Below are 20590 nucleotides of genomic sequence, written 5' to 3' on the forward strand. Positions count from 1 at the left end.
GTTTAATCTTACTGGATTATTGTCACAATCTCCTAGAGTTTCAGCTTTAACTTCAACGCAAGATGTCTTACATTCAGGTTTTTTGTGTATTATAGCATTTTCAAATCTATTATTATGACAATCTACATCTCTTTTATTTACGAAAACTTCTCTATTATTCAATTTAATTTCCTCCTATCAGTCTTTTATGATGTCTAAAATCCTATTGTCCTCTTACCTAGTACATAGTATTCTGTCATTATATTTTGGTGAATTTTATTTAAGAATTTTTTAAAGTTACTTAAGTTTACACAAGATTTCTTTACAATCTTTCATTTAAAAACCATGGTACAACAATATTTGATCATATTAAATGATTGGACATAAAGGTACTCTAGCTAAAACTAGTTTTATATCAGAAAAGTTGCTTATTGCTTTGCTTCTTTCCCAATACAAGTATATTGTAGATTTGAAAAAATGTTCCTATAAAAATTTTTAAAAATGTGCATCTCTAGTTCGACTCTATTTTTAAAATATTTGTACAAATCAAGGTATTAATATAATTTTGTTCTATAGCATACATTCCATATAGCTCAATATAATGTAGTATAAAACGGCATAAAAACTGTGTATGTTTTACAAATCATTAATAGAGATCTGAAACCATGTACTACTCAAATAGATCCACTAAGTTTACTACCTTAATTGAGGATCCTTTAGCATAAGAGATTGTTTAGGCAATTTGTCGATACTAGGCAAGTTGCCTTTTTATAATCCCTACCAATCTTTTAATTTGTTATATACCAAAATCATCAGTTATTTCATAAGAGAATCCATAGAGTTTTGGTAAGTAAGCATGTATTATAGCATATGATATTTTTTATGCAGAATAAAAAATAGGGTAAAGCCTAAGCTCTACCCTTATTCATCTACCTTTTTAGCATCCAAAAATTCCACGTCCACAAAATAGTACAACAAGTAATAGGAAGAAGAAAAGTAGGCTATCTCCTGATCCTTTAAAAATACCACAGTTACAGAAAATTATCACCAATATCAAGAAGAAGAAAAGTAAACTACTTTGAGTTCCTCCAAACAAACCACCTAAACCTAGATTACATTCACCCATATATTACACCTACCTTTTCGAATTTTAGGTACCGCTAAATACACAACCTTTTTCTCTTTCAGTCCTAAGACTATCTATAGTTGTAATATATATTATGAAATTATCTATAAATTGTTCTATATTTTTCTATAAAAAATAAAAAGGGGGAACCTAAGTTACCCCAACATTAATAAATCCCCCAAACATCAATGTTTGAGGGATTTTGTATTTTATAAATATTATCTCTTTGAGAATTGTGGTGCACGTCTTGCTGCTTTTAAACCGTATTTCTTTCTTTCCTTAGCTCTTGCATCTCTAGTTAAGAAACCAGCTTTTTTAAGAGTTCCTCTTAATTCTTCATCAGACTTTACTAATGCTCTAGCGATTCCGTGTCTTAAAGCTCCAGCTTGTCCAGTGTATCCTCCACCTGCCACTGTTGCGATTACATCGAATCTACCTAATGTTTCTGTAATTGTTAGAGGCATTCTAACATCTCTCTTTAAAGTTTCATATTTAAAATATTCTTCGATATCTCTGTTGTTTATTTTAACATTTCCTTCACCAGGAACTAATCTTACTCTAGCGATAGATTGCTTTCTTCTACCTGTTCCGTAATAAGCTACTCTTGCCATCCATAACTCCTCCTTTCAAATTTCCTACTTTATATATCTAATGCTTCTGGTTTTTGAGCTTCGTGATTGTGGTTTGGTCCAGCATATACTTTTAATTTTGTAAGCATTTGTCTTCCAAGTCTATTTTTTGGAAGCATACCTTTTACCGCATTGTAAACAAGCTTTTCAGGTTTTTCAGCAAGAAGTCTTCTAAAAGAAACTTGTTTTAATCCACCTGGATGTCCTGTATGATAAGTATAGAAAGATTGATCTAATTTCTTACCAGTTAAAACTACCTTCTCTGCATTAACAACGATTACAAAATCACCAGTGTCTACATAAGGTGTAAATTCTGGCTTGTTTTTTCCTCTTAAAATTGTAGCGATTTCTGTTGAAAGTCTACCTAAAGTTTTTCCTTCAGCATCGACAATATACCACTTTCTTTCAACTTCATTCGGTTTTGCCATATATGATTTCATTGTTTTCCCTCCTTGTAAATCATCGATTTTTAAATGTTATCTTGTTTTTGTCACGTTCTATATATGTGTCAAGATCCGGGGCAGTGGATCATATTTACACACTCTCGTATATTTTAATACAATGCGCCTAGTGTGTCAAGGGGTAAAATACCTTATCTAAAAATAATCCTTGGGGTGGCGCTGTATGACCTGCCACTGTTCTATCCTTGGTTTCAAGCGCCCTATTAATATGCTCTATCGATATTTTTCCCATACCAACTTCCACTAAAGTCCCTGTAATAATTCTAACCATATTGTATAGAAAACCATCGCCCTCTATATAAACATATAGACTATTATCTTTAATTATAATATCTAAATTTCGGATAGTTCTCACTGTATTTTCAACACTACTGCCACTGGACATAAAGCCTCTAAAGTCATGGGTTCCTAGTAAAAGTTTTGCTCCATCTCTCATTTTTTTATGGTCTAACTTATAATGGACATGATAGCTATAGTTCCTAAGTAAGGGGTTTCTATACCTACCTTCATAAATATGATAAATATATCGTTTGCCAATAGCACTATACCGAGCATGAAAATCCATAGGAACCTCCATTGCATTAATAATAGAAATATCATTTGGTAGGTTGCTATTAAAAGCTAATGGAAGCCTATCTACTGGAATATTGCTTTCAAGTATAAAACTTGCCACTTGACCATAGGCATGAACACCAGCATCTGTTCTTCCAGACCCATTAATACTAAGTTCTTTACCTGTAAGTTTTTTTAGAGCTCTCATTATTTCTTCCTGTATTGTTCTACTATTAGGTTGAATTTGCCATCCACTATAGTTTGTTCCATCATATTGAATTTCGACCATAATGTTTTTCATTGTATCATTCCTAACGGCTAACATCTTATAATGCAACTCGATGAAAAATTAAAACTGCTAATAAAAATGTGGTTACTACTAGAGCTACTGTATCTTTCCCTGTCATTTTTAATTCCTTCATTCTAGTACGATTTTCGCCACCACGATAGCATCTTGCTTCCATAGCCATGGCTAATTCATCAGCTCTTCTAAATGCACTAATAAACAAGGGAACTAATAAAGGTACTAAGCTTTTTGCTCTACTAATAATATTCCCACTTTCGAAATCAGCTCCACGAGCCATTTGTGCTTTCATAATCTTATCAGTTTCTTCAAGTAAAGTAGGGATAAACCTAAGAGCAATTGTCATCATCATAGCTAACTCATGGGCTGGTACACCTATCTTTTTAAATGGGTTTAATAGATGTTCTATCCCATCTGTTAGTGCTATTGGTGAAGTAGTTAATGTTAATAAAGAAGTTCCCATAACTAATAATACTAGTCTAATAGCCATAAAAAACGCCTGATATAAGCCTTCTCTTGTCATAACTAAAGGGCCTAGATTGAAAATAGGTTCTCCTTGTGTCATAAATATATTAATTATAAATGTAATTATTATTATTATTCTTAAAGGTTTTAATCCTTTAATAATGTATTTTATAGGTATTTTAGATATATATACAGAAACAAATATAAAAGCAATAATATAAGCATAAGGAATAAAGGTATTAATAATAAATAATCCTATTATTAATGCAAAGGTAATCAGTATCTTAGTCCTCGGGTCTAATTTATGAACATAGGACCCTGTTGGATAATATTGACCAATTGTAATGTCTTTAAGCATTTTTATTACTCCTTATCCATTTTAAAATTTCTTCCTTAGCTTCTTCCACTGTAAATATATCTTCCCTTAGCTCAATACCCTTTGCCTTTAACGCTCTAATTAAATAGCTTATTTGTGGAACTCCAAGTCCTATAGATTCTAAGGTTTCTACCTGTTGGAATACTTCTCTAGGATCCCCAAGAAGTGCAATCTTTCCTCTATGCATAACAATAATACGGTCTACTAGCTTTGCAATATCCTCCATACTATGAGATACTAAAATAACCGTATTTTTATATTGGCTATGCAGCATTTTTATTTCTTCTAAAATTTCATCCCTTGTTCTAGGATCTAAGCCTGCCGTAGGTTCGTCTAATATTAACACTTCTGGTTTCATAGCGAATACTCCAGCAATAGCTACCCTTCTTCTTTGACCCCCACTTAGTTCAAATGGAGATCTGTCTTTTAATTCTTCAAATGAAAGCTTTACAAATTCCATAGCCTCCTTAATCCTTTCTTCTACTTCAGATTCTGATAACCCTAAGTTCAGAGGTCCAAAGGCAATATCCTTATATATTGTTTCTTCAAATAGTTGATGTTCTGGATATTGAAAAACTAAACCAACCTTTTTTCTTACATCTCTTAACTTAACTGATTTGTCGGTAATATCAGTACCACTAATAATAATTTTACCAGAAGTGGGTTTTATCAATCCATTTAAATGCTGAGTTAAAGTAGACTTACCTGATCCAGTATGACCTATGAGACCTATAAATTCTCCAGATTTAATCTCAACATTAACATTATCTAATGCCTTAGTTTCAAATGGGCTACCTGGGTTATATACATATGTTAAATTTTCTATTTTAATTGACATAATCTCATCACCATTTCATCAACAGTTAATATATCTTGAGGTAAATCAATTCCCTCTTTTATCAATTCATTAGTTAAGTCTGTTATTTGAGGTACATCTAATCCTAACTCTTTTAACTGCTCAACTTTAGAGAACACTTCTTTGGGTTTACCTTCCAAAACTATTTGCCCATTTTCCATTACTATAACCCTATCTGCATCTACAGCTTCTTCCATAAAGTGGGTAATATGAACTATTGTAATATTTTCTTCTTTATTAAGCTTTTTTATAGTATTAATTACTTCCTTACGACCCGATGGATCTAACATCGCAGTTGGCTCATCAAAGATTATACAATTAGGTCTCATAGCAATGACTCCTGCAATAGCAATTCTTTGTTTTTGTCCACCAGATAATAAATGTGGAGCTTTACCTCTATATTCTAGCATATCTACAATATTAAGAGCTTCTTCTACTCTTCTTATAATCTCTACTGGAGGAACACCTAAGTTTTCAGGCCCAAATGCAACATCTTCTTCTACAATTGTAGCTACAATTTGATTGTCAGGATTTTGGAATACCATTCCAGCTGTCTGCCTAATATTCCATATGTTTTCTTCCTCTTTTGTATTTAATCCTTTAACAAGTACGTCTCCCTTTGTAGGTAATAAAAGAGCATTCATATGTTTAGCCAAAGTTGACTTTCCTGAACCATTGTGTCCAATTACTACCACAAATTCACCGGACTCAACCGTAACTGTAACATCATTTAGGGCTAGCATACCTTCATCATCATTATTTTTATACTGAAATTGTATATTATTAACCTCTATCATTTTACTCATCCTATAGTCCCTTCTTTATTTTCATATAATCATACGTCAAAATCTAAACATCTTATATTATAACTTATTTTCTACTTGTTGACTATGATTTATGTGTAAAAAGTCGTCTATCACTATGGAAGCAACTCCTATCACACTTATAATTATGCTATTATTTTTACAATACTTCATGCCCATCTTAAACTTTTAACCTAGTTCAAAATTTCAAGTGCTTAGGATTTATTTTTAATTTAAAGTTATCAAAACTCACCAATCTACTGCTTCTATAGAGAATCTTAATGATTAAAGGATTATACTTGTTTAAACAATAAAAAAACAGGGACTAAGCCTATTAACTTAATCCCTCCTATCTATTATACTAATTCGATGATTACCATCTCTGCAGCGTCGCCTTTTCTTGGTCCAAGCTTCATAATACGTGTATATCCACCATTACGCTCTTGATATTTTGGCGCAATTTCATCAAATAAATTCTTAACTACAGTTTCTTCTGTTATAAAGCTAAGAACTTGTCTTCTAGCATGTAGATCTCCTCTTTTTGCAAGAGTAATCATTTTTTCAGCTAGTCTTCTTGTTTCTTTAGCTCTTGTTTCTGTTGTTTCAATTCTACCGCTTTTTAATAAACTAGTTACTAGGTTTCTAAGCATTAAATTTCTATGAGCGCTTACACGTCCTAATTTACGATAATGTGCCATGTCTATCCCTCCTTACTACATCCTATTCATCGCTAGGTTTTAATCCAAGACCTAACTCGTCAAGCTTTTTCTGAACTTCTTCAAGAGACTTTCTTCCAAGGTTTCTTACCTTCATCATATCCTCTTCAGACTTTTGAGCAAGTTCATCTACTGTATTAATGCCTGCACGTTTCAGACAGTTATAGGATCTTACTGAAAGGTCAAGCTCTTCTATAGTCATTTCAAGAACCTTTTCCTTTTTATCCTCTTCTTTCTGTACCATGATCTCTACATCATTAACATGCTCAGTTAATGTAATGAATAGATTTAAGTGTTCATTCATTATCTTTGCTGCCAAAGATATAGCTTCATCAGGCATAATACTTCCATCGGTAAAGACTTCAATAATCAGTCGATCATAGTCAGTAACTTGACCTACCCTTGTGTTCTCAACATAATAACTAACCTTTGTTACAGGAGTAAATATTGAGTCTATAGGTAGTACACCGATAGGCATTCCTGGGGTTTTGTTGTTTTCTGCTGGTACATATCCTCTTCCTTTAGCAATGGTTAATTCCATTGTTAGAGTTCCATCACTATCTAAGGTAGCAATATGCATTTCTGGACTAAGGATTTCAACGTCTGCATCTGCAATGATATCACCTGCAGTTATAGTTCCTTCGCCTTTTGCTTCAATACGAACCGTTTTAGGCTCATTTCCGTGCATACGAATAGACAAGCCTTTTAAGTTAATTATAATCTCTGAAACATCCTCTTTTACACCTGGGATTGTAGAAAATTCATGTAAGACACCATCAATTTTTACAGACGTTACCGCCGCCCCAGGTAATGAAGATAACATAATTCTTCTTAGGGAATTCCCTAATGTGGTTCCATAACCTCTCTCTAGCGGCTCCACTGTAAACTTTCCATAGGTATTTTCTTCATTAATCTCTACTACTTCTACCTTTGGCTTTTCCATTTCTATCATTGATTTGAACCCTCCTTTAGCATTTTCTCTATTATATTGAGGGCAACTGATTCTAAAAATTATTATTTAGAGTATAGCTCTACGATTAAGTTTTCTGCGATTGGTAAATCTATATCTTCTCTTGAAGGTAATGAAACTATTTTTCCCTCTAATTTTTCTGCATCAGCTGTTAACCAATTTGGAACATTTCCTTTAAAGTTTTCAGCTAAAGCTTTGAATTTATTTGATGACTTAGACTTTTCAGCAACAACAATAGTATCTCCTGCACTAACTAAATATGAAGGGATATCTACTTTTTTACCATTTACTAAAAAGTGTCCATGAACAACTAATTGTCTAGCTTCTGCTCTAGAAGCTCCAAAACCTAATCTATAAACAACGTTGTCTAGACGAGTTTCTAATATTCTTAAAAGGTTTTCACCTGTAATACCAGCTTGCTTATCAGCCATCTCAAAGTATTTTCTAAATTGAGACTCTAATACACCATAGAATCTTTTTGCTTTTTGTTTTTCTCTTAATTGAATTCCATAGTTTGATAGTTTTTTTCTACTGTTACCGTGCTGTCCTGGAGCATAAGCTCTTTTAGAAATTGCACATTTATCTGTGTAGCATCTATCGCCTTTTAGGTATAATTTCATACCCTCTCTACGACATAATCTACATACCGCTTCTGTATATCTTGCCATTTACTTACACCTCCCGATCTTCATTAAACTCTTCTACGTTTTGGCGGTCTACAACCGTTATGTGGAATTGGAGTTACATCTTTAATAAGGTTAACTTCAAGTCCTGCAGCTTGTAGTGAACGAATTGCAGCTTCTCTTCCTGCACCTGGTCCCTTAACATAAACTTCTACAGTTTTTAATCCGTGCTCCATAGCAGCCTTAGCAGCAGTTTCTGCAGCCATTTGAGCAGCGAAAGGAGTTGATTTTCTTGATCCTTTGAATCCTAATTGACCTGCACTAGCCCAAGAAATTACATTTCCTTGCATGTCAGTTAAAGTAATAATTGAATTGTTAAATGTTGATTGAATATGTGCTTGACCACGTTCTATATTTTTACGTTCTCTTCTTCGAGTACGAACGCCTTTTTTCTTAGCTACCTTTGCCATTCTCGCTGTACCTCCTTACCTACTATTTTTTCTTCTTACGACCAACAGTTTTCTTAGGACCTTTTCTTGTACGAGCATTAGTTTTTGTCTTTTGTCCTCTTACTGGCAATCCTTTAATATGTCTTAATCCTCTATAACATCTGATCTCTTTTAATCTCTTAATGTTTAAAGCGATTTCTCTTCTTAAATCCCCTTCAACATGATGATCTGAGTCGATAATTTTTCTTAAGTTATTTACTTCTTCCTCTGTTAAATCCTTTACTCTTGTATCAGGATTAATACCTGCAGCAGCTAATATACCATTTGATGTTTTTCTACCGATACCAAATATATATGTTAAGCCAACTTCAACTCTTTTATCTCTTGGCAAGTCAACACCAGCTATTCTAGCCATATTGATTTACACCTCCTAATTCTATTGTTCCACCATCTTATATTCTCTGTATTACTAGTCTTTTTCTAATGTAAATTTAGATTTAAAATGAATATTTTGTATCGCAATAGCTTTTGGGGAATCAGTTAGAAACTGACGCAGCCGCTCCCGCAAGCTTATAACTACAATACTGTATTATACTATAAAACAACTGAAAGTTCCAGTAGTATTTAAACTAGTTTAACCTTGTTTTTGTTTGTGTTTAGGATTTTCGCAGATAACCATAACTCTGCCATTCCTTTTGATTATTTTACACTTTTCACAAATTGGTTTAACCGATGGTCTAACCTTCATTGTTATCCCTCCTTGACTACTTCTTTCGCCATGTTATTCTACCACGAGTCAAATCATATGGAGATAACTCTACCGTAACCTTATCCCCAGGCAGAATCCTAATAAAGTTCATTCTTAATTTTCCTGATATGTGTCCTAAAACCTCATGACCATTTTCAAGTTCTACAATAAACATCGCATTTGGTAATGCTTCTTTTACTGTACCTTCTAATTCAATTACATCTTGCTTCGACATTGAGCAATCAAACCTCCATTTCTAACCCCAGGATTTTACACCTAGTCTTTCAAGCTCTCTACGTATAAAGGCATTATTTATTTTCTCATTGTTTAAAATTGCATCTTTAATTTCTTTAGATACAATATTCAACTTTGCCAAGTGTTTAATCTTTTTTTTCTTAGGTCTATCTATTCTTCTTAATGATCCATCAACAATTAAGACATGATTGTTATCAGCTTTACCAAACACGACAAAAACTCTTCCCTGATCACGTCCAGTTTTTGACTTAACTATTTGTCCTATGTCTAAATCAGTTTGTTCCATATAGTCACCTCATTTGTCTGGATTATAGCTTTGTAAGAATCTCAGGTTCTCCATCCGTAATTGCTACGGTATGTTCGTAATGAGCTGAGTATTCACCATCTAAGGTTACTACTGTCCAACCATCTGAAAGTACTTTAACTTCGTAGGTTCCTATGTTAATCATTGGTTCTATAGCTAAGACCATTCCTTCTTTTAATCTTGGTCCTTTTCCTGGAGGACCATAGTTAGGAATTTGTGGTTCTTCATGCATACTTGTACCGATTCCATGGCCTACGTAGTTTCTAACCACTGAAAAACCCCTGTCTTCAACATGGGTTTGAATAGCATAGGATATATCTGATAACCGATAGCCTAACTTTGCAAACTTAATTCCCTCATAAAAGCTTTGCCTAGTTACTTCTATAAGCTCCTGTGCTCTCTGACTAATCTTTCCTATGGCATGAGTTTTTGCAGAGTCACCATAATAACCTTTGTAGAGTGCCCCGATATCTATACTGATAATATCGCCATCTTCTAGTGTTTTTAATCCAGGTATACCATGGACTACTTCGTGATTAACGGAGGCACATATGCTAGCTGGAAAACCTCCATATCCTTTAAATGCAGGAATTGCTCCTTTTTTAAGAATATGTTTTTCAGCTATCGCATCTAGTTCCTTTGTCGTAATTCCCGGTTTTATTGCCTCTCTAACAAGTTCATGGGCTTCAGCAACAATTTTTCCAGCTTCTCGCATTAATTCAATTTCTTGACGCGATTTTATATATATCATTATAGCTCGCTCCCTAAAGAGGTCACAATATCTTCAAACACTTCATTTATTCTTCTGTCGCCATCTATAGTAACTAGCTTATCTTGTTTACTGTAGTACTCTATTAATGGAGTTGTTTCCTTCAAATAAACTTCGATACGTTTTGTTACTGTCTCTTCGTTATCATCATCTCGTTGATAAAGATTACCACCGCATTGGTCGCAATTTTCTCCCTTTGTTGATGGATTATATTTTACGTGGAATGTGGCACCGCATTCTCTACATATTCTTCTTCCAACGGCTCTTTCCACTAAAATGCCTTTATCAACTTCTATATTTATTACTCTATCTAAGGCTCCATCCATATTTGCTAACACTTTATCTAAAGCTTCAGCCTGCACTACCGTTCTTGGAAATCCATCTAATAGAAATCCACCTGTACAATCTTCTTGCTTTAAACGATCTTCCACAATTTCCACTACAACTTCATCTGGAACTAAAAGACCTTGATCCATGTAACCTTTAGCTTTTTTGCCAAGTTCAGTACCTTGTTTAATGTTATATCTAAAAATGTCTCCAGTGGAAATATGAGGAATGTTGTATTTTTCAACAATAGCTGCAGCCTGTGTTCCTTTCCCCGCCCCTGGGGGACCAAGTAAAATTAATCTCATTATACCATCTCCTGGTTAAATTATAAGGATTAGATTCATGGGGTAAACGCCCCATGAGTCCTTTTCTTATTCTTACTTCAAGAATCCTTGGTAATGTCTCATTAAAAGTTGTGCTTCAATTTGCTTCATTGTTTCTAATGCAACACCTACAACGATTATAATTGTTGTACCACCAAAAGCAATTGGTATTTTTGTTGCACCAAGAATAATTGTAGGAACAATTGTAATTACTGCTAAGAATACTGCTCCTGCTAATGTAATTCTTGTAAGAACCTTATTTAAATAATCCGCTGTAGGCTTTCCTGGTCTAATACCTGGTATAAATCCACCATTCTTTTTCATATTGGTAGATACTTCTACAGGATTAAATGTTACTGCAGTATAGAAATAAGTAAAGAATATAATTAATACTGCACTTAAAAGGTTATAAATAAACACTCCTGGCATAGCATTAGGTGATAACCATGTTGCTAAAAATCTAGAGAACCCATTATCTTGACCAATAAAGTAGGCAATTGTATGAGGGAACTGAAGAAGTGACATAGCAAAGATTACTGGAATAACACCTGATTGATTTACTTTTAGTGGAATATGAGAACTTTGTCCACCATACATTTTTCTTCCAACAACTCTTTTAGCATATTGTACAGGAATTTTTCTTGTTCCTTCTTGAATAGCAATAACACCAACTACCATTAGTAACGCTATAGCTATAAATACTACAATAGCTAGGGGATTTAATTCTCCTTGTTTTGCTAAAGCAAAAGTACTGTAGATACTATTAGGTAGTCCTGATACAATACCAGCAAAGATTAAAAGAGAAATACCATTCCCAATTCCTTTTTCTGTTATTTCTTCTCCTAACCACATTAAAAATGCAGTACCAGCAGTTAAAGTAAGAATAACTACTATAATACTAAAAGTATCTTGATTGATTAATGCTCCTTTAAATAAACCTATACTAATACCTGTTGCTTGTATTAAAGCTAATACGATAGTTGCATATCTTTGATATTGAGCAATTTTTTTACTACCTTCCTCGCCTTCCTTCGCCATTTCTTCAAGACTAGGGATTGCTATAGTTAGTAGTTGCATAATAATAGATGCTGTAATGTAAGGTGTAATGCTTAGTGCAAAAATCGTCATATTACCAAAGGCCCCACCGGATACTAGATTGAAGAATGAAAGTAGTCCAGCATTATCTACTATATTTTTTACATACTCAATATTGATGCCAGGTACTGGAATAACAGAACCTAGTCTGAAAATAGCAAGCATCATAAAGGTGTATAAAATCCGCCTACGTAAATCTGGGATTTTCCAAGCATTTTTTAGTGTTTGTATCACCTTACATCACCTCTGCCTTTCCTCCAGCAGCTTCAATTTTCTCAGCAGCTGACTTAGTGAATCTTTGTGCTTGTACTGTTAAGCTTTTCTCTAAGTTGCCATTGCCTAGAATCTTGATTCCGTCTTTTTCTATCTTTTTAATAACACCTGTTTCTTTTAAAAGCTCTGGTGTAACTACTGTGCCATTTTCAAAGGCATTCAATCTTTCAATACTAATTTCATTGTAAACTTTTGCAAATATATTTGTAAATCCACGTTTTGGTAATCTTCTGTATAGAGGCATTTGACCCCCTTCAAATCCTGGTCTTACTCCTCCACCACTACGAGCTTTTTGACCGTTTGATCCACGACCAGCAGTCTTTCCAAGACCACTTGCAGTACCTCTACCTTTTCTTTTTCTATCTTTAACGGCACCTTCTGCAGGTCTAAGTTCATGTAGTTTCATGTCTACACCTCCTCAGTTTATATTTCCTTTACTTCTACTAAATGTTTTACTGTTTCAATCATACCTCTTATTTGAGGAGTAACTTCTTTTTCAGTTGTTTGCCCAATTTTGTTAAGTCCTAAAGCTTCAACTGTTTTTCTTTGATTAGGCTTTGTACCAATCACACTTCTTATTAGTTTTATACTTACCTTTGCCATCGTATCTTCCCTCCTAACCTAAGAGTTCTTCTACGGACTTACCTCTTAGTTTTGCTACTTCTTCAGCTCTCTTTAACTGGCTTAATCCATCTATTGCAGCACTTACCATGTTTTTGGAGTTGTTTGTTCCTAGAGATTTAGCTCTAACATCTTTAAGTCCTGCTAATTCTAATACAGTACGCACTGGTCCACCAGCGATAATTCCTGTACCTTCTTTAGCTGGCATAATTAAAACGTTTCCGGCTCCAAAATGTCCAATAGCTTCGTGAGGAACTGTAGTTCCAACTATTGGTACATGAATAAGGTTTTTCTTAGCATCTTCAATTCCTTTTTTAATAGCATCTGGAATTTCCATTGCCTTACCTGAACCAACTCCAACATGACCATTTTCATCTCCAACGATCACTAGGGCCGCAAATCTAAAGTTTCTACCGCCTTTTACAACCTTTGTAACACGTTTTATATCAACAACTTGCTCTTTTAAATCAAGTTGGCTAGCATCGATTCGCTTGTTGTGCATTACTTTCCCTCCTTCTTATTAAAACTTAAGTCCAGCTTCTCTAGCACCTTCTGCTAAAGCCTTGACTCTACCATGATAAATATTTCCACCACGGTCAAATGTTACATTGTCTATTCCTTTTTCTACAGCTCTCTTTCCAACTAATTGACCAACCAATTTAGCAGCTTCTGCATTTCCAGTTGACTTAACTTGATCTTTGATTTCTTTATCTAAAGATGAAGCGGCAACTAATGTTACTCCAGCTACGTCATCAATTAATTGAGCATAGATGTTTGTTAAGCTTCTATATACGTTTAATCTTGGACGTTCCTGAGTTCCAGTAATTTTGTTACGAACTCTTTGATGTCTAGATAATCTGTTAGCGTTTTTGCTCACTTTTTTAAACACCTTGTTTCACTCCTTTCCCTTACTTACCTGTCTTACCTACTTTACGTCTTATTACTTCACCAGCGTATTTTACTCCCTTACCTTTATATGGCTCAGGCTTTCTTAATTCTCTAATTTTAGCAGCATAGTTTCCTACTAATTGTTTGTTAATTCCCTTAACGAAGATTTCAGTTTGGGAAGGAACTTCAACGGTGATACCTTCTGGGTCCACCATTTCTACTGGATGAGAGAAACCAAGGCTTAGTACAAGTTTATCTCCTTGCTTGTTTGCTCTATATCCAACACCTACTAATTCAAGTTTCTTTTCGTATCCCTTAGTTACTCCTTCTACCATGTTAGAAAGAAGTGTTCTTGTTAAACCATGTAATGATTTATGTTTTTTATTATCAGTAGGTCTTACAACATTAATTATATTTTCTTCAATCTTTATTTCCATATCTCTGCTTAATTGCTGCTCAAGTTGTCCTTTTGGACCTTTTACAACAGCAAAGTTTTTTTCATCTATTTTAATTTCCACACCTTGTGGTATTTCAATTGGCTTTAAACCTATTCTTGACATATTCGCACCTCCTTGTAAGTTGATTGCTATTACCAGATGTAAGCAATAACCTCTCCGCCAACGCCTTCTTTTCTAGCTACTTTATCAGTAATAATTCCTTTTGAAGTGGAGATGATTGCAATTCCTAATCCACCTAATACTCTAGGAATTTCATCCTTCTTCGCATATACTCTTAATCCAGGCTTAGATATTTTCTTAATACCTGTAATTACTTTTTCTTTGTTTTTTCCGTACTTTAATTGCATTCTAATAAGACCTTGTTTGCCGTCTTCAATAACGTCGAACCCTTTTATGAAACCTTCTTCAAGAAGGATGTTTGCAATTTCTTTCTTCAGGTTTGAAGCTGGAACATCAACTGTTTCATGTTTTACCATATTAGCATTTCTTATACGAGTCAGCATATCCGCAATTGGATCTGTCATTGTCATATCGTAACCCTCCTTCCTCTACTTTACCAGCTTGCTTTTCTAACACCTGGTATTTGGCCTTTATAGGCTAATTCTCTAAAACAAATACGGCAGATACCAAATTTTCTTAAATAAGCATGTGGTCTACCACAAATTTTACATCTACTATATTCTCTTGTTTGGTATTTTTGTGTTCTTTGTTGTTTTACTTTAAGAGACGTTTTTGCCACGTTTTTCCCTCCTTACATTACTTTGCAAAAGGCATTCCCATTAATCTTAATAATTCACGACATTCTTCGTCAGTTTTTGCTGTTGTTACAAAGATGATGTCCATTCCATGCACTTTTTCTACTTTATCATATTCAATTTCCGGGAAAATTAATTGCTCTTTAATACCTAATGCATAATTTCCTCTACCATCAAAAGCATTAGGATTAACACCTCTAAAGTCTCTTACCCTTGGAAGAGCAATGTTTAATAGTCTGTCAGCAAACTCATGCATTTTTTCTCCTCTTAGAGTTACTTTAGCGCCGATTGGCATTCCTTGACGAAGTTTAAAGTTAGCAACTGATTTCTTAGCTCTTGTAACTACAGGCTTTTGTCCTGCTATGATTCCTAATTCTTTAACTGCTGCTTCAAGCGCCTTCGGGTTGTCTTTTTCACTACCAAGACCCATATTTATTACTATTTTTTCTAGTTTTGGAATTTCCATTACACTTTTATATCCGAACTTCTCCATCATACTAGGAGCAATTTCACTTTTATACATATCTTTAAGTCTAGCCATGCTCAAGCGGACCTCCTTTCATATATCCTTAGTCGATTACTTCGCCGGTCTTTTTACTTACTCTTACTTTTTCACCATTAGCTAAAAATTTATATCCTACTCTAACACCTTGGTTAGCTTTTTTATCCCAAAGCATTATATTTGATGCATTAATTGCTGCTTCTTGATGGATTATTCCACCTTGTTGCATTTGTTGATTCGGCTTTTGGTGCTTAGTTACCATATTTACACCTTCAACAATTACTCTATTTTTCTTTGGTAGTACTTGAAGTACTTTTCCTTTTTTGCCTTTATCTTTTCCAGTTATAACTACTACTGTATCGCCCTTCTTAACGTGCACTTAAAACACCTCCTCGACTATAGTACTTCCGGAGCTAATGATACTATTTTCATAAAGTTTTTATCTCTAAGTTCTCTTGCTACTGGTCCAAATATACGTGTTCCTGTAGGTTGTTTATCATCTTTGATTACAACCGCAGCATTTTCATCGAACTTAATATAGCTTCCATCTTTTCTTCTTGTAGTGCTCTTAGTTCTTACTACTACAGCTTTAACGACTTGTCCTTTTTTAACAACTCCGCCTGGTGTTGCACTTTTAACCGAACAAACGATTACATCACCAATATTAGCGTATCTTCTTCTTGTTCCACCTAATACACGAATACAAAGTAATTCCTTTGCTCCAGAGTTATCAGCAACTTTAAGACGTGATTCTTGTTGTATCATGACAATACCTCCCTTCGCTACTTATCCTACTTAGCTTTTTCTACAATTTTAACTAATCTCCATCTCTTATCCTTAGATAATGGTTTGGTTTCCATAATTCTTACACGATCACCAATTCCACACTCATTCATTTCATCATGAGCTTTGAATTTTTTTGTTCTTTTAACGGCTTTTCCGTATAATGGATGTCGAACAAAATCTTCAACTAAAACAACAATTGTTTTATCCATTTTATCGCTTACAACTCGACCTACTCTTGTTTTTCTTAAATTTCTTTCCACGAGATTGGCCTCCTTCCTTGTGAACTTTATATATTACGCTCTTGCCTGCTTTAATTCATTTTCCCTAATGATTGTTTTGATTCTAGCAATATCCTTACGAACATTTCTAATTCTCAAAGGGTTTTCAAGCTGGCCTGTTGCTAATTGAAAACGTAAATTAAATAATTCACCTTTTAATTCTGTCAGCCTTTGATCTAATTCAACATTAGTCATATCTCTCATTTCTTTAGTTTTCATTAGCTTCACCACCCTTTACTTCTTGATCTTCACGTGCTACAAACTTACATTTAATTGGGAGTTTATGTGCAGCAAGTCTCATAGCTTCTCTCGCTCTTTCTTCAGAAACACCTGAAAGTTCGAACATAATTCTTCCCGGTTTTACAACTGCTACCCAATATTCTGGTGAACCTTTCCCGGCACCCATACGAGTCTCAGCTGGTTTTTTAGTAACAGGTTTGTGAGGGAAAATTTTAATCCAAACTTTACCCCCTCTTTTAATATATCTTGTCATCGCAATACGCGCTGCTTCAATTTGATTTGAAGTAATCCATGCAGGCTCCATTGCCATTAAGCCGAAGTCACCATAGGAAACAGTGTTCCCTTTGTGGGCTTGACCTCTCATTTTTCCTCTATGCACTCTTCTTCGTTTAACTCTTTTAGGCATTAACATGAACTATTCCTCCTTCCCGAAAGGCATTACACTTATTTCGCTTCTCTTCTTCTACCTCTTGTATTTTTATCATTATTTTCTTGTTTTTCTTGATTATCACCCATAGAAGCTACTTTTCCTTTAGTAGGAAGTACTTCTCCTTTGTATATCCAAACCTTTACTCCTAATTTACCATAGGTAGTATCAGCTTCTGCAAATCCATAATCGATATCTGCTCTTAATGTGTGTAGTGGTACGTTTCCTTGATTATATCCTTCTGTACGCGCCATCTCAGCTCCGCCAAGTCTACCTGATGTGGATACTTTAATACCCTTTGCACCAGATTTAACCGCTCTTTGCATAGCTTGCTTCATTGCTCTTCTAAATGAAACCCTTCTTTCAAGTTGGAAAGCAATGTTTTCAGCTACTAATTGTGCATCTGTTTCTGGACGTTTTACTTCTACTACGTTTACAGCAACGCTCTTTTTAGTTAACTTTTCAATATCTTTTCTTAAGTCTTCAACGCCTTGGCCACCCTTACCTATAACCATTCCTGGTTTAGCTGTGTGAACGTTTACTTTAACTCTATTATTAGCTGCTCTTTCTATTTCAATCTTAGCAATTCCAGATAAGAAAAGCTTTTTCTTAACAAATTTACGAATGTTATTATCTTCTACAAGAAGATCTCCGAAGTCTCTTTTGTTGGCATACCATTTTGTATCCCAGTCCTTAATGACACCAACACGCAATCCATGTGGATTTACTTTTTGACCCATTCTTTTCCCTCCTTAAGCCTTATTTTTCCTTCAATACAACCTCGATGTGACTAGTTCTTTTTCTAATAGTTGTTGCACGACCCATAGCTCTTGGTCTGAATCTCTTCATTGTTGGTCCTTGATTTGCATATATCTCAGAAATATACAAACGATCTATGTCCATGTTATTATTGTTTTCAGCATTGGCGATAGCAGACTTTACTAACTTCTCAACGATTGGAGCTGCTGCCTTTGGAGTATACTTCAAAATTGCTAATGCTTCATCAACCTTTTTACCTCTTACAAGGTCAACTACTTGTTGTGCCTTTCTAGGAGCGATTCTTACGTATCTAACGATTGCTCTTGCTTCCACAACAACTACCTCCTTCCTTATAGAAAATCTTAATTATTTTCTCTTAGTTGTTTTTTCGTTATCATCATGGCCTCTATAAGTTCTTGTTAGAGCGAACTCTCCAAGCTTATGACCTACCATATCTTCAGTAACATATACTGGAACGTGTTTTCTTCCGTCATGAACAGCAATTGTATGACCGATCATTTGTGGGAAAATTGTGGACGCCCTAGACCATGTCTTAATTACCTTTTTTTCGTTCTTATCGTTCATCTCTTCTATTTTCTTAAGAAGTCCTTGGTGAACAAAAGGTCCTTTTTTAAGCGATCTGCTCATTACTTTTCCTCCCTTCAGTTGCTTACCATTCTAGGATTTTATCCTATTTCTTTCTTCTTGATACAATCATCTTATTTGAAGCTTTTTTCTTATCACGAGTTTTGTATCCAAGTGCAGGTTTACCCCATGGTGTAACAGGAGCTGGTCGTCCAATAGGTGATCTACCTTCTCCACCACCGTGTGGATGGTCATTAGGGTTCATTGCAGATCCTCTAACTGTAGGTCTAATACCCATGTTTCTTTTTCTACCTGCTTTTCCGATTGTAATATTTTCATGCTCTTGATTACCAACTTGACCAACTGTTGCTTTACAATTTACTGGAAGATATCTTACTTCACCAGATGGTAGTCTTACTAGAGCGTGTTTGCCTTCTTTAGCCATTAGCTGCGCTGAGTTTCCAGCTGATCTAACAAGCTGACCACCTTTTCCAGGCTTCATTTCGATATTGTGTATAATCGTACCAACAGGCATATTTTGAAGTGGTAGTGCATTACCAATCTTAATATCTGCATTTGATCCAGATTCTAACATATCCCCAACTTTTAATCCTTGTGGAGCTATAATATATCTTTTCTCACCATCAACATAGTGTAATAATGCTATATTAGCACTTCTATTTGGATCATACTCAATTGTTGCAACCTTTGCAGGTATACCATCTTTATTTCTCTTAAAGTCAATAATTCTATAATGTCTTCTTGCTCCGCCACCTCTATGACGTACAGTAATTCTACCGTATGAGTTTCTACCACCGCTTTTTTTAATAGGTTCTAATAATGACTTTTCTGGTTCAACTCTAGTTATTTCTTCAAAAGTAGAAACAGTCATTTGTCTTCTCGCAGGTGAAGTAGGTTTTAACTTCTTAATAGACATTTCGGTTTCCCTCCTTCTTATTCCAGATCGGCTAATTACATACCTTCGAAGAATTCAATTTCTTTACTCTCTGGTGTTAATGTTACAATAGCCTTTTTCCAGTCAGCACGTTTTCCTTCTTTCGCGCCCATTCTTTTTACTTTACCAATCATATTCATGGTGTTTACTTTTTCCACTTTTACACCGAAGATTTTTTCAACTGCTTGTTTAACTTCGATTTTATTAGCTTTTTTGCTAACAACAAATGTATACTTTTTATTAGCCATATCGTCCATACTGTTTTCAGTAATTACAGGCTTTAGAATAATATCATGTGGATTTGTCATTATGCGTACACCTCCTCCACTTTTTGAACAGCATCCTTTGTAATAATGAACTTGTCATATTTTAAGATATCATACACGTTTATTGTGTTAACTAATGCTGTTTGTACTCCAGGAATATTTTGAGCCGATTTGATAACAGCCTCACTCTTTTCGCTCATTACGATAAGAGCTTTCTTATCCACATTTAAGTTTTTAAGGATGTTTACCATTTCCTTTGTTTTTGGAGTTTCTAAGCTTAATTCATCTAATACTATTATTTCATTGCTGTTTACCTTTGAAGTAAGTGCAGATTTCATTGCTAATCTTCTTACTTTCTTTGGTATTGTGTAGCTGTAATCTCTTGGCTTTGGTGCAAATACAGTACCTCCACCAACCCATAATGGTGAACGGATACTTCCTACACGAGCTCTACCTGTTCCTTTTTGTTTCCAAGGTTTTCTACCGCCACCTCTTACCTCAGCTCTTGTCTTTGCTGATTGTGTTCCTTGTCTTTTATTTGCTAGTTGGTTTTTTACAACCTCGTACATTGCATGTTCATTTACTTCTACTCCGAACACACTGTCATTTAATTCAATTTCGCTAACTTGTTGTCCTGAAACGTTATATATAGCTACTTTAGGCATTT

37 protein-coding genes are annotated in these 20590 nt (G+C 34.6%); all 37 read right to left on the reverse strand.

The window, feature by feature from the left end; translation table 11 throughout:
• Window positions 1-916: 916 nt before the first annotated feature.
• Window positions 917-1105 carry a hypothetical protein gene (locus tag KQI88_RS16890; RefSeq protein WP_216419409.1) on the reverse strand — a complete coding sequence of 63 codons (189 nt, stop codon included), beginning with the start codon at window positions 1103-1105 and terminating at the stop codon, window positions 917-919.
• A 218-nt stretch (window positions 1106-1323) separates the two neighbouring features.
• Entirely contained in the window at window positions 1324-1716 is a 393-nt protein-coding gene (rpsI, locus tag KQI88_RS16895; RefSeq protein WP_216419411.1) for a 30S ribosomal protein S9, read from the reverse strand.
• A gap of 29 nt (window positions 1717-1745) precedes the next feature.
• On the reverse strand, window positions 1746-2174 hold the full coding sequence (gene rplM / locus KQI88_RS16900; protein ID WP_216419413.1) for a 50S ribosomal protein L13: 429 nt from the start codon (window positions 2172-2174) through the stop codon (window positions 1746-1748).
• Window positions 2175-2301: 127 nt separating this feature from the next.
• A complete protein-coding gene (gene truA / locus KQI88_RS16905) occupies window positions 2302-3048 on the reverse strand; it encodes a tRNA pseudouridine(38-40) synthase TruA (RefSeq protein WP_216419415.1) in 747 nt (248 codons plus the stop codon).
• A 25-nt stretch (window positions 3049-3073) separates the two neighbouring features.
• Entirely contained in the window at window positions 3074-3874 is an 801-nt protein-coding gene (locus KQI88_RS16910; RefSeq protein WP_216419417.1) for an energy-coupling factor transporter transmembrane component T family protein, read from the reverse strand.
• Window positions 3867-4730, reverse strand: a complete 864-nt coding sequence (locus KQI88_RS16915) for an energy-coupling factor transporter ATPase (protein WP_216419419.1) — start codon at window positions 4728-4730, stop codon at window positions 3867-3869. The genes KQI88_RS16910 and KQI88_RS16915 overlap by 8 nt, the downstream gene beginning before the upstream one ends.
• Window positions 4715-5554 (reverse strand): energy-coupling factor transporter ATPase, encoded by an 840-nt coding sequence (locus KQI88_RS16920; RefSeq protein WP_216419420.1) that lies wholly within the window; start codon window positions 5552-5554, stop codon window positions 4715-4717. Before KQI88_RS16920 ends, KQI88_RS16915 begins: the two co-directional genes overlap by 16 nt.
• Window positions 5555-5907: 353 nt before the next feature.
• Window positions 5908-6249 (reverse strand): 50S ribosomal protein L17, encoded by a 342-nt coding sequence (rplQ, locus tag KQI88_RS16925; protein WP_216419422.1) that lies wholly within the window; start codon window positions 6247-6249, stop codon window positions 5908-5910.
• A gap of 22 nt (window positions 6250-6271) precedes the next feature.
• Window positions 6272-7219, reverse strand: a complete 948-nt coding sequence (locus KQI88_RS16930; protein ID WP_216419424.1) for a DNA-directed RNA polymerase subunit alpha — start codon at window positions 7217-7219, stop codon at window positions 6272-6274.
• 62 nt (window positions 7220-7281) lie between these two features.
• Entirely contained in the window at window positions 7282-7905 is a 624-nt protein-coding gene (gene rpsD, locus KQI88_RS16935) for a 30S ribosomal protein S4 (protein ID WP_212375637.1), read from the reverse strand.
• A 23-nt stretch (window positions 7906-7928) separates the two neighbouring features.
• Window positions 7929-8330, reverse strand: coding sequence for a 30S ribosomal protein S11 (gene rpsK, locus KQI88_RS16940; RefSeq protein WP_212375634.1), 402 nt, complete (start codon window positions 8328-8330; stop codon window positions 7929-7931).
• 22 nt (window positions 8331-8352) lie between these two features.
• The gene (rpsM, locus tag KQI88_RS16945; protein WP_212375631.1) at window positions 8353-8724 is read right to left on the reverse strand and encodes a 30S ribosomal protein S13; all 372 of its coding nucleotides are present in this window, start codon (window positions 8722-8724) and stop codon (window positions 8353-8355) included.
• A 219-nt stretch (window positions 8725-8943) separates the two neighbouring features.
• Window positions 8944-9057 carry a 50S ribosomal protein L36 gene (rpmJ, locus tag KQI88_RS16950; protein WP_013382261.1) on the reverse strand — a complete coding sequence of 38 codons (114 nt, stop codon included), beginning with the start codon at window positions 9055-9057 and terminating at the stop codon, window positions 8944-8946.
• Between the two features lie 16 nt (window positions 9058-9073).
• Window positions 9074-9292 (reverse strand): translation initiation factor IF-1, encoded by a 219-nt coding sequence (gene infA, locus KQI88_RS16955; protein ID WP_212375628.1) that lies wholly within the window; start codon window positions 9290-9292, stop codon window positions 9074-9076.
• A 21-nt stretch (window positions 9293-9313) separates the two neighbouring features.
• Window positions 9314-9598, reverse strand: coding sequence for a KOW domain-containing RNA-binding protein (locus KQI88_RS16960; RefSeq protein WP_216419426.1), 285 nt, complete (start codon window positions 9596-9598; stop codon window positions 9314-9316).
• 22 nt (window positions 9599-9620) lie between these two features.
• Window positions 9621-10367: a type I methionyl aminopeptidase gene (gene map, locus KQI88_RS16965; protein WP_216419428.1), complete on the reverse strand. Its 747-nt coding sequence runs from the start codon at window positions 10365-10367 to the stop codon at window positions 9621-9623.
• Window positions 10367-11017, reverse strand: coding sequence for an adenylate kinase (locus KQI88_RS16970; RefSeq protein WP_216419430.1), 651 nt, complete (start codon window positions 11015-11017; stop codon window positions 10367-10369). The genes map and KQI88_RS16970 overlap by 1 nt, the downstream gene beginning before the upstream one ends.
• Window positions 11018-11089: 72 nt before the next feature.
• Window positions 11090-12364, reverse strand: coding sequence for a preprotein translocase subunit SecY (secY, locus tag KQI88_RS16975; protein WP_216419432.1), 1275 nt, complete (start codon window positions 12362-12364; stop codon window positions 11090-11092).
• Between the two features lies 1 nt (window position 12365).
• Complete coding sequence (rplO, locus tag KQI88_RS16980; RefSeq protein ID WP_216419435.1) at window positions 12366-12809, reverse strand: 50S ribosomal protein L15; 444 nt, start codon at window positions 12807-12809, stop codon at window positions 12366-12368.
• A 17-nt stretch (window positions 12810-12826) separates the two neighbouring features.
• On the reverse strand, window positions 12827-13006 hold the full coding sequence (gene rpmD / locus KQI88_RS16985) for a 50S ribosomal protein L30 (protein ID WP_212381975.1): 180 nt from the start codon (window positions 13004-13006) through the stop codon (window positions 12827-12829).
• Window positions 13007-13019: 13 nt separating this feature from the next.
• On the reverse strand, window positions 13020-13526 hold the full coding sequence (gene rpsE, locus KQI88_RS16990; RefSeq protein ID WP_216419436.1) for a 30S ribosomal protein S5: 507 nt from the start codon (window positions 13524-13526) through the stop codon (window positions 13020-13022).
• A gap of 18 nt (window positions 13527-13544) precedes the next feature.
• On the reverse strand, window positions 13545-13913 hold the full coding sequence (rplR, locus tag KQI88_RS16995; protein WP_212381971.1) for a 50S ribosomal protein L18: 369 nt from the start codon (window positions 13911-13913) through the stop codon (window positions 13545-13547).
• A gap of 19 nt (window positions 13914-13932) precedes the next feature.
• Window positions 13933-14472: a 50S ribosomal protein L6 gene (rplF, locus tag KQI88_RS17000; RefSeq protein WP_216419438.1), complete on the reverse strand. Its 540-nt coding sequence runs from the start codon at window positions 14470-14472 to the stop codon at window positions 13933-13935.
• A 29-nt stretch (window positions 14473-14501) separates the two neighbouring features.
• Window positions 14502-14900, reverse strand: a complete 399-nt coding sequence (gene rpsH, locus KQI88_RS17005; RefSeq protein ID WP_212381967.1) for a 30S ribosomal protein S8 — start codon at window positions 14898-14900, stop codon at window positions 14502-14504.
• A gap of 23 nt (window positions 14901-14923) precedes the next feature.
• A complete protein-coding gene (locus KQI88_RS17010; RefSeq protein ID WP_212381965.1) occupies window positions 14924-15109 on the reverse strand; it encodes a type Z 30S ribosomal protein S14 in 186 nt (61 codons plus the stop codon).
• Window positions 15110-15126: 17 nt separating this feature from the next.
• Complete coding sequence (rplE, locus tag KQI88_RS17015; RefSeq protein ID WP_216419440.1) at window positions 15127-15666, reverse strand: 50S ribosomal protein L5; 540 nt, start codon at window positions 15664-15666, stop codon at window positions 15127-15129.
• A 28-nt stretch (window positions 15667-15694) separates the two neighbouring features.
• The gene (gene rplX / locus KQI88_RS17020; protein WP_216419441.1) at window positions 15695-16006 is read right to left on the reverse strand and encodes a 50S ribosomal protein L24; all 312 of its coding nucleotides are present in this window, start codon (window positions 16004-16006) and stop codon (window positions 15695-15697) included.
• A 17-nt stretch (window positions 16007-16023) separates the two neighbouring features.
• The gene (rplN, locus tag KQI88_RS17025) at window positions 16024-16392 is read right to left on the reverse strand and encodes a 50S ribosomal protein L14 (protein WP_212381958.1); all 369 of its coding nucleotides are present in this window, start codon (window positions 16390-16392) and stop codon (window positions 16024-16026) included.
• 26 nt (window positions 16393-16418) lie between these two features.
• On the reverse strand, window positions 16419-16673 hold the full coding sequence (gene rpsQ / locus KQI88_RS17030) for a 30S ribosomal protein S17 (RefSeq protein ID WP_216419443.1): 255 nt from the start codon (window positions 16671-16673) through the stop codon (window positions 16419-16421).
• Between the two features lie 33 nt (window positions 16674-16706).
• A complete protein-coding gene (gene rpmC, locus KQI88_RS17035; protein WP_212381954.1) occupies window positions 16707-16910 on the reverse strand; it encodes a 50S ribosomal protein L29 in 204 nt (67 codons plus the stop codon).
• Window positions 16900-17343, reverse strand: a complete 444-nt coding sequence (gene rplP / locus KQI88_RS17040; RefSeq protein ID WP_216419445.1) for a 50S ribosomal protein L16 — start codon at window positions 17341-17343, stop codon at window positions 16900-16902. The genes rpmC and rplP overlap by 11 nt, the downstream gene beginning before the upstream one ends.
• Before the next feature lie 32 nt (window positions 17344-17375).
• Entirely contained in the window at window positions 17376-18098 is a 723-nt protein-coding gene (gene rpsC / locus KQI88_RS17045) for a 30S ribosomal protein S3 (RefSeq protein WP_216419447.1), read from the reverse strand.
• A 19-nt stretch (window positions 18099-18117) separates the two neighbouring features.
• Window positions 18118-18450 (reverse strand): 50S ribosomal protein L22, encoded by a 333-nt coding sequence (gene rplV, locus KQI88_RS17050; RefSeq protein WP_212381948.1) that lies wholly within the window; start codon window positions 18448-18450, stop codon window positions 18118-18120.
• 33 nt (window positions 18451-18483) lie between these two features.
• Window positions 18484-18765 (reverse strand): 30S ribosomal protein S19, encoded by a 282-nt coding sequence (gene rpsS, locus KQI88_RS17055; protein ID WP_216419448.1) that lies wholly within the window; start codon window positions 18763-18765, stop codon window positions 18484-18486.
• Window positions 18766-18808: 43 nt separating this feature from the next.
• Complete coding sequence (rplB, locus tag KQI88_RS17060) at window positions 18809-19639, reverse strand: 50S ribosomal protein L2 (protein WP_216419450.1); 831 nt, start codon at window positions 19637-19639, stop codon at window positions 18809-18811.
• A gap of 35 nt (window positions 19640-19674) precedes the next feature.
• The gene (gene rplW / locus KQI88_RS17065) at window positions 19675-19965 is read right to left on the reverse strand and encodes a 50S ribosomal protein L23 (protein ID WP_212381941.1); all 291 of its coding nucleotides are present in this window, start codon (window positions 19963-19965) and stop codon (window positions 19675-19677) included.
• Window positions 19965-20588, reverse strand: a complete 624-nt coding sequence (rplD, locus tag KQI88_RS17070) for a 50S ribosomal protein L4 (protein WP_216419452.1) — start codon at window positions 20586-20588, stop codon at window positions 19965-19967. Before rplD ends, rplW begins: the two co-directional genes overlap by 1 nt.
• Window positions 20589-20590 lie beyond the last annotated feature (2 nt).

The sequence above is a fragment of the Alkaliphilus flagellatus genome, assembly GCF_018919215.1.
GTDB classification, from domain to species: domain Bacteria; phylum Bacillota; class Clostridia; order Peptostreptococcales; family Natronincolaceae; genus Alkaliphilus_B; species Alkaliphilus_B flagellatus.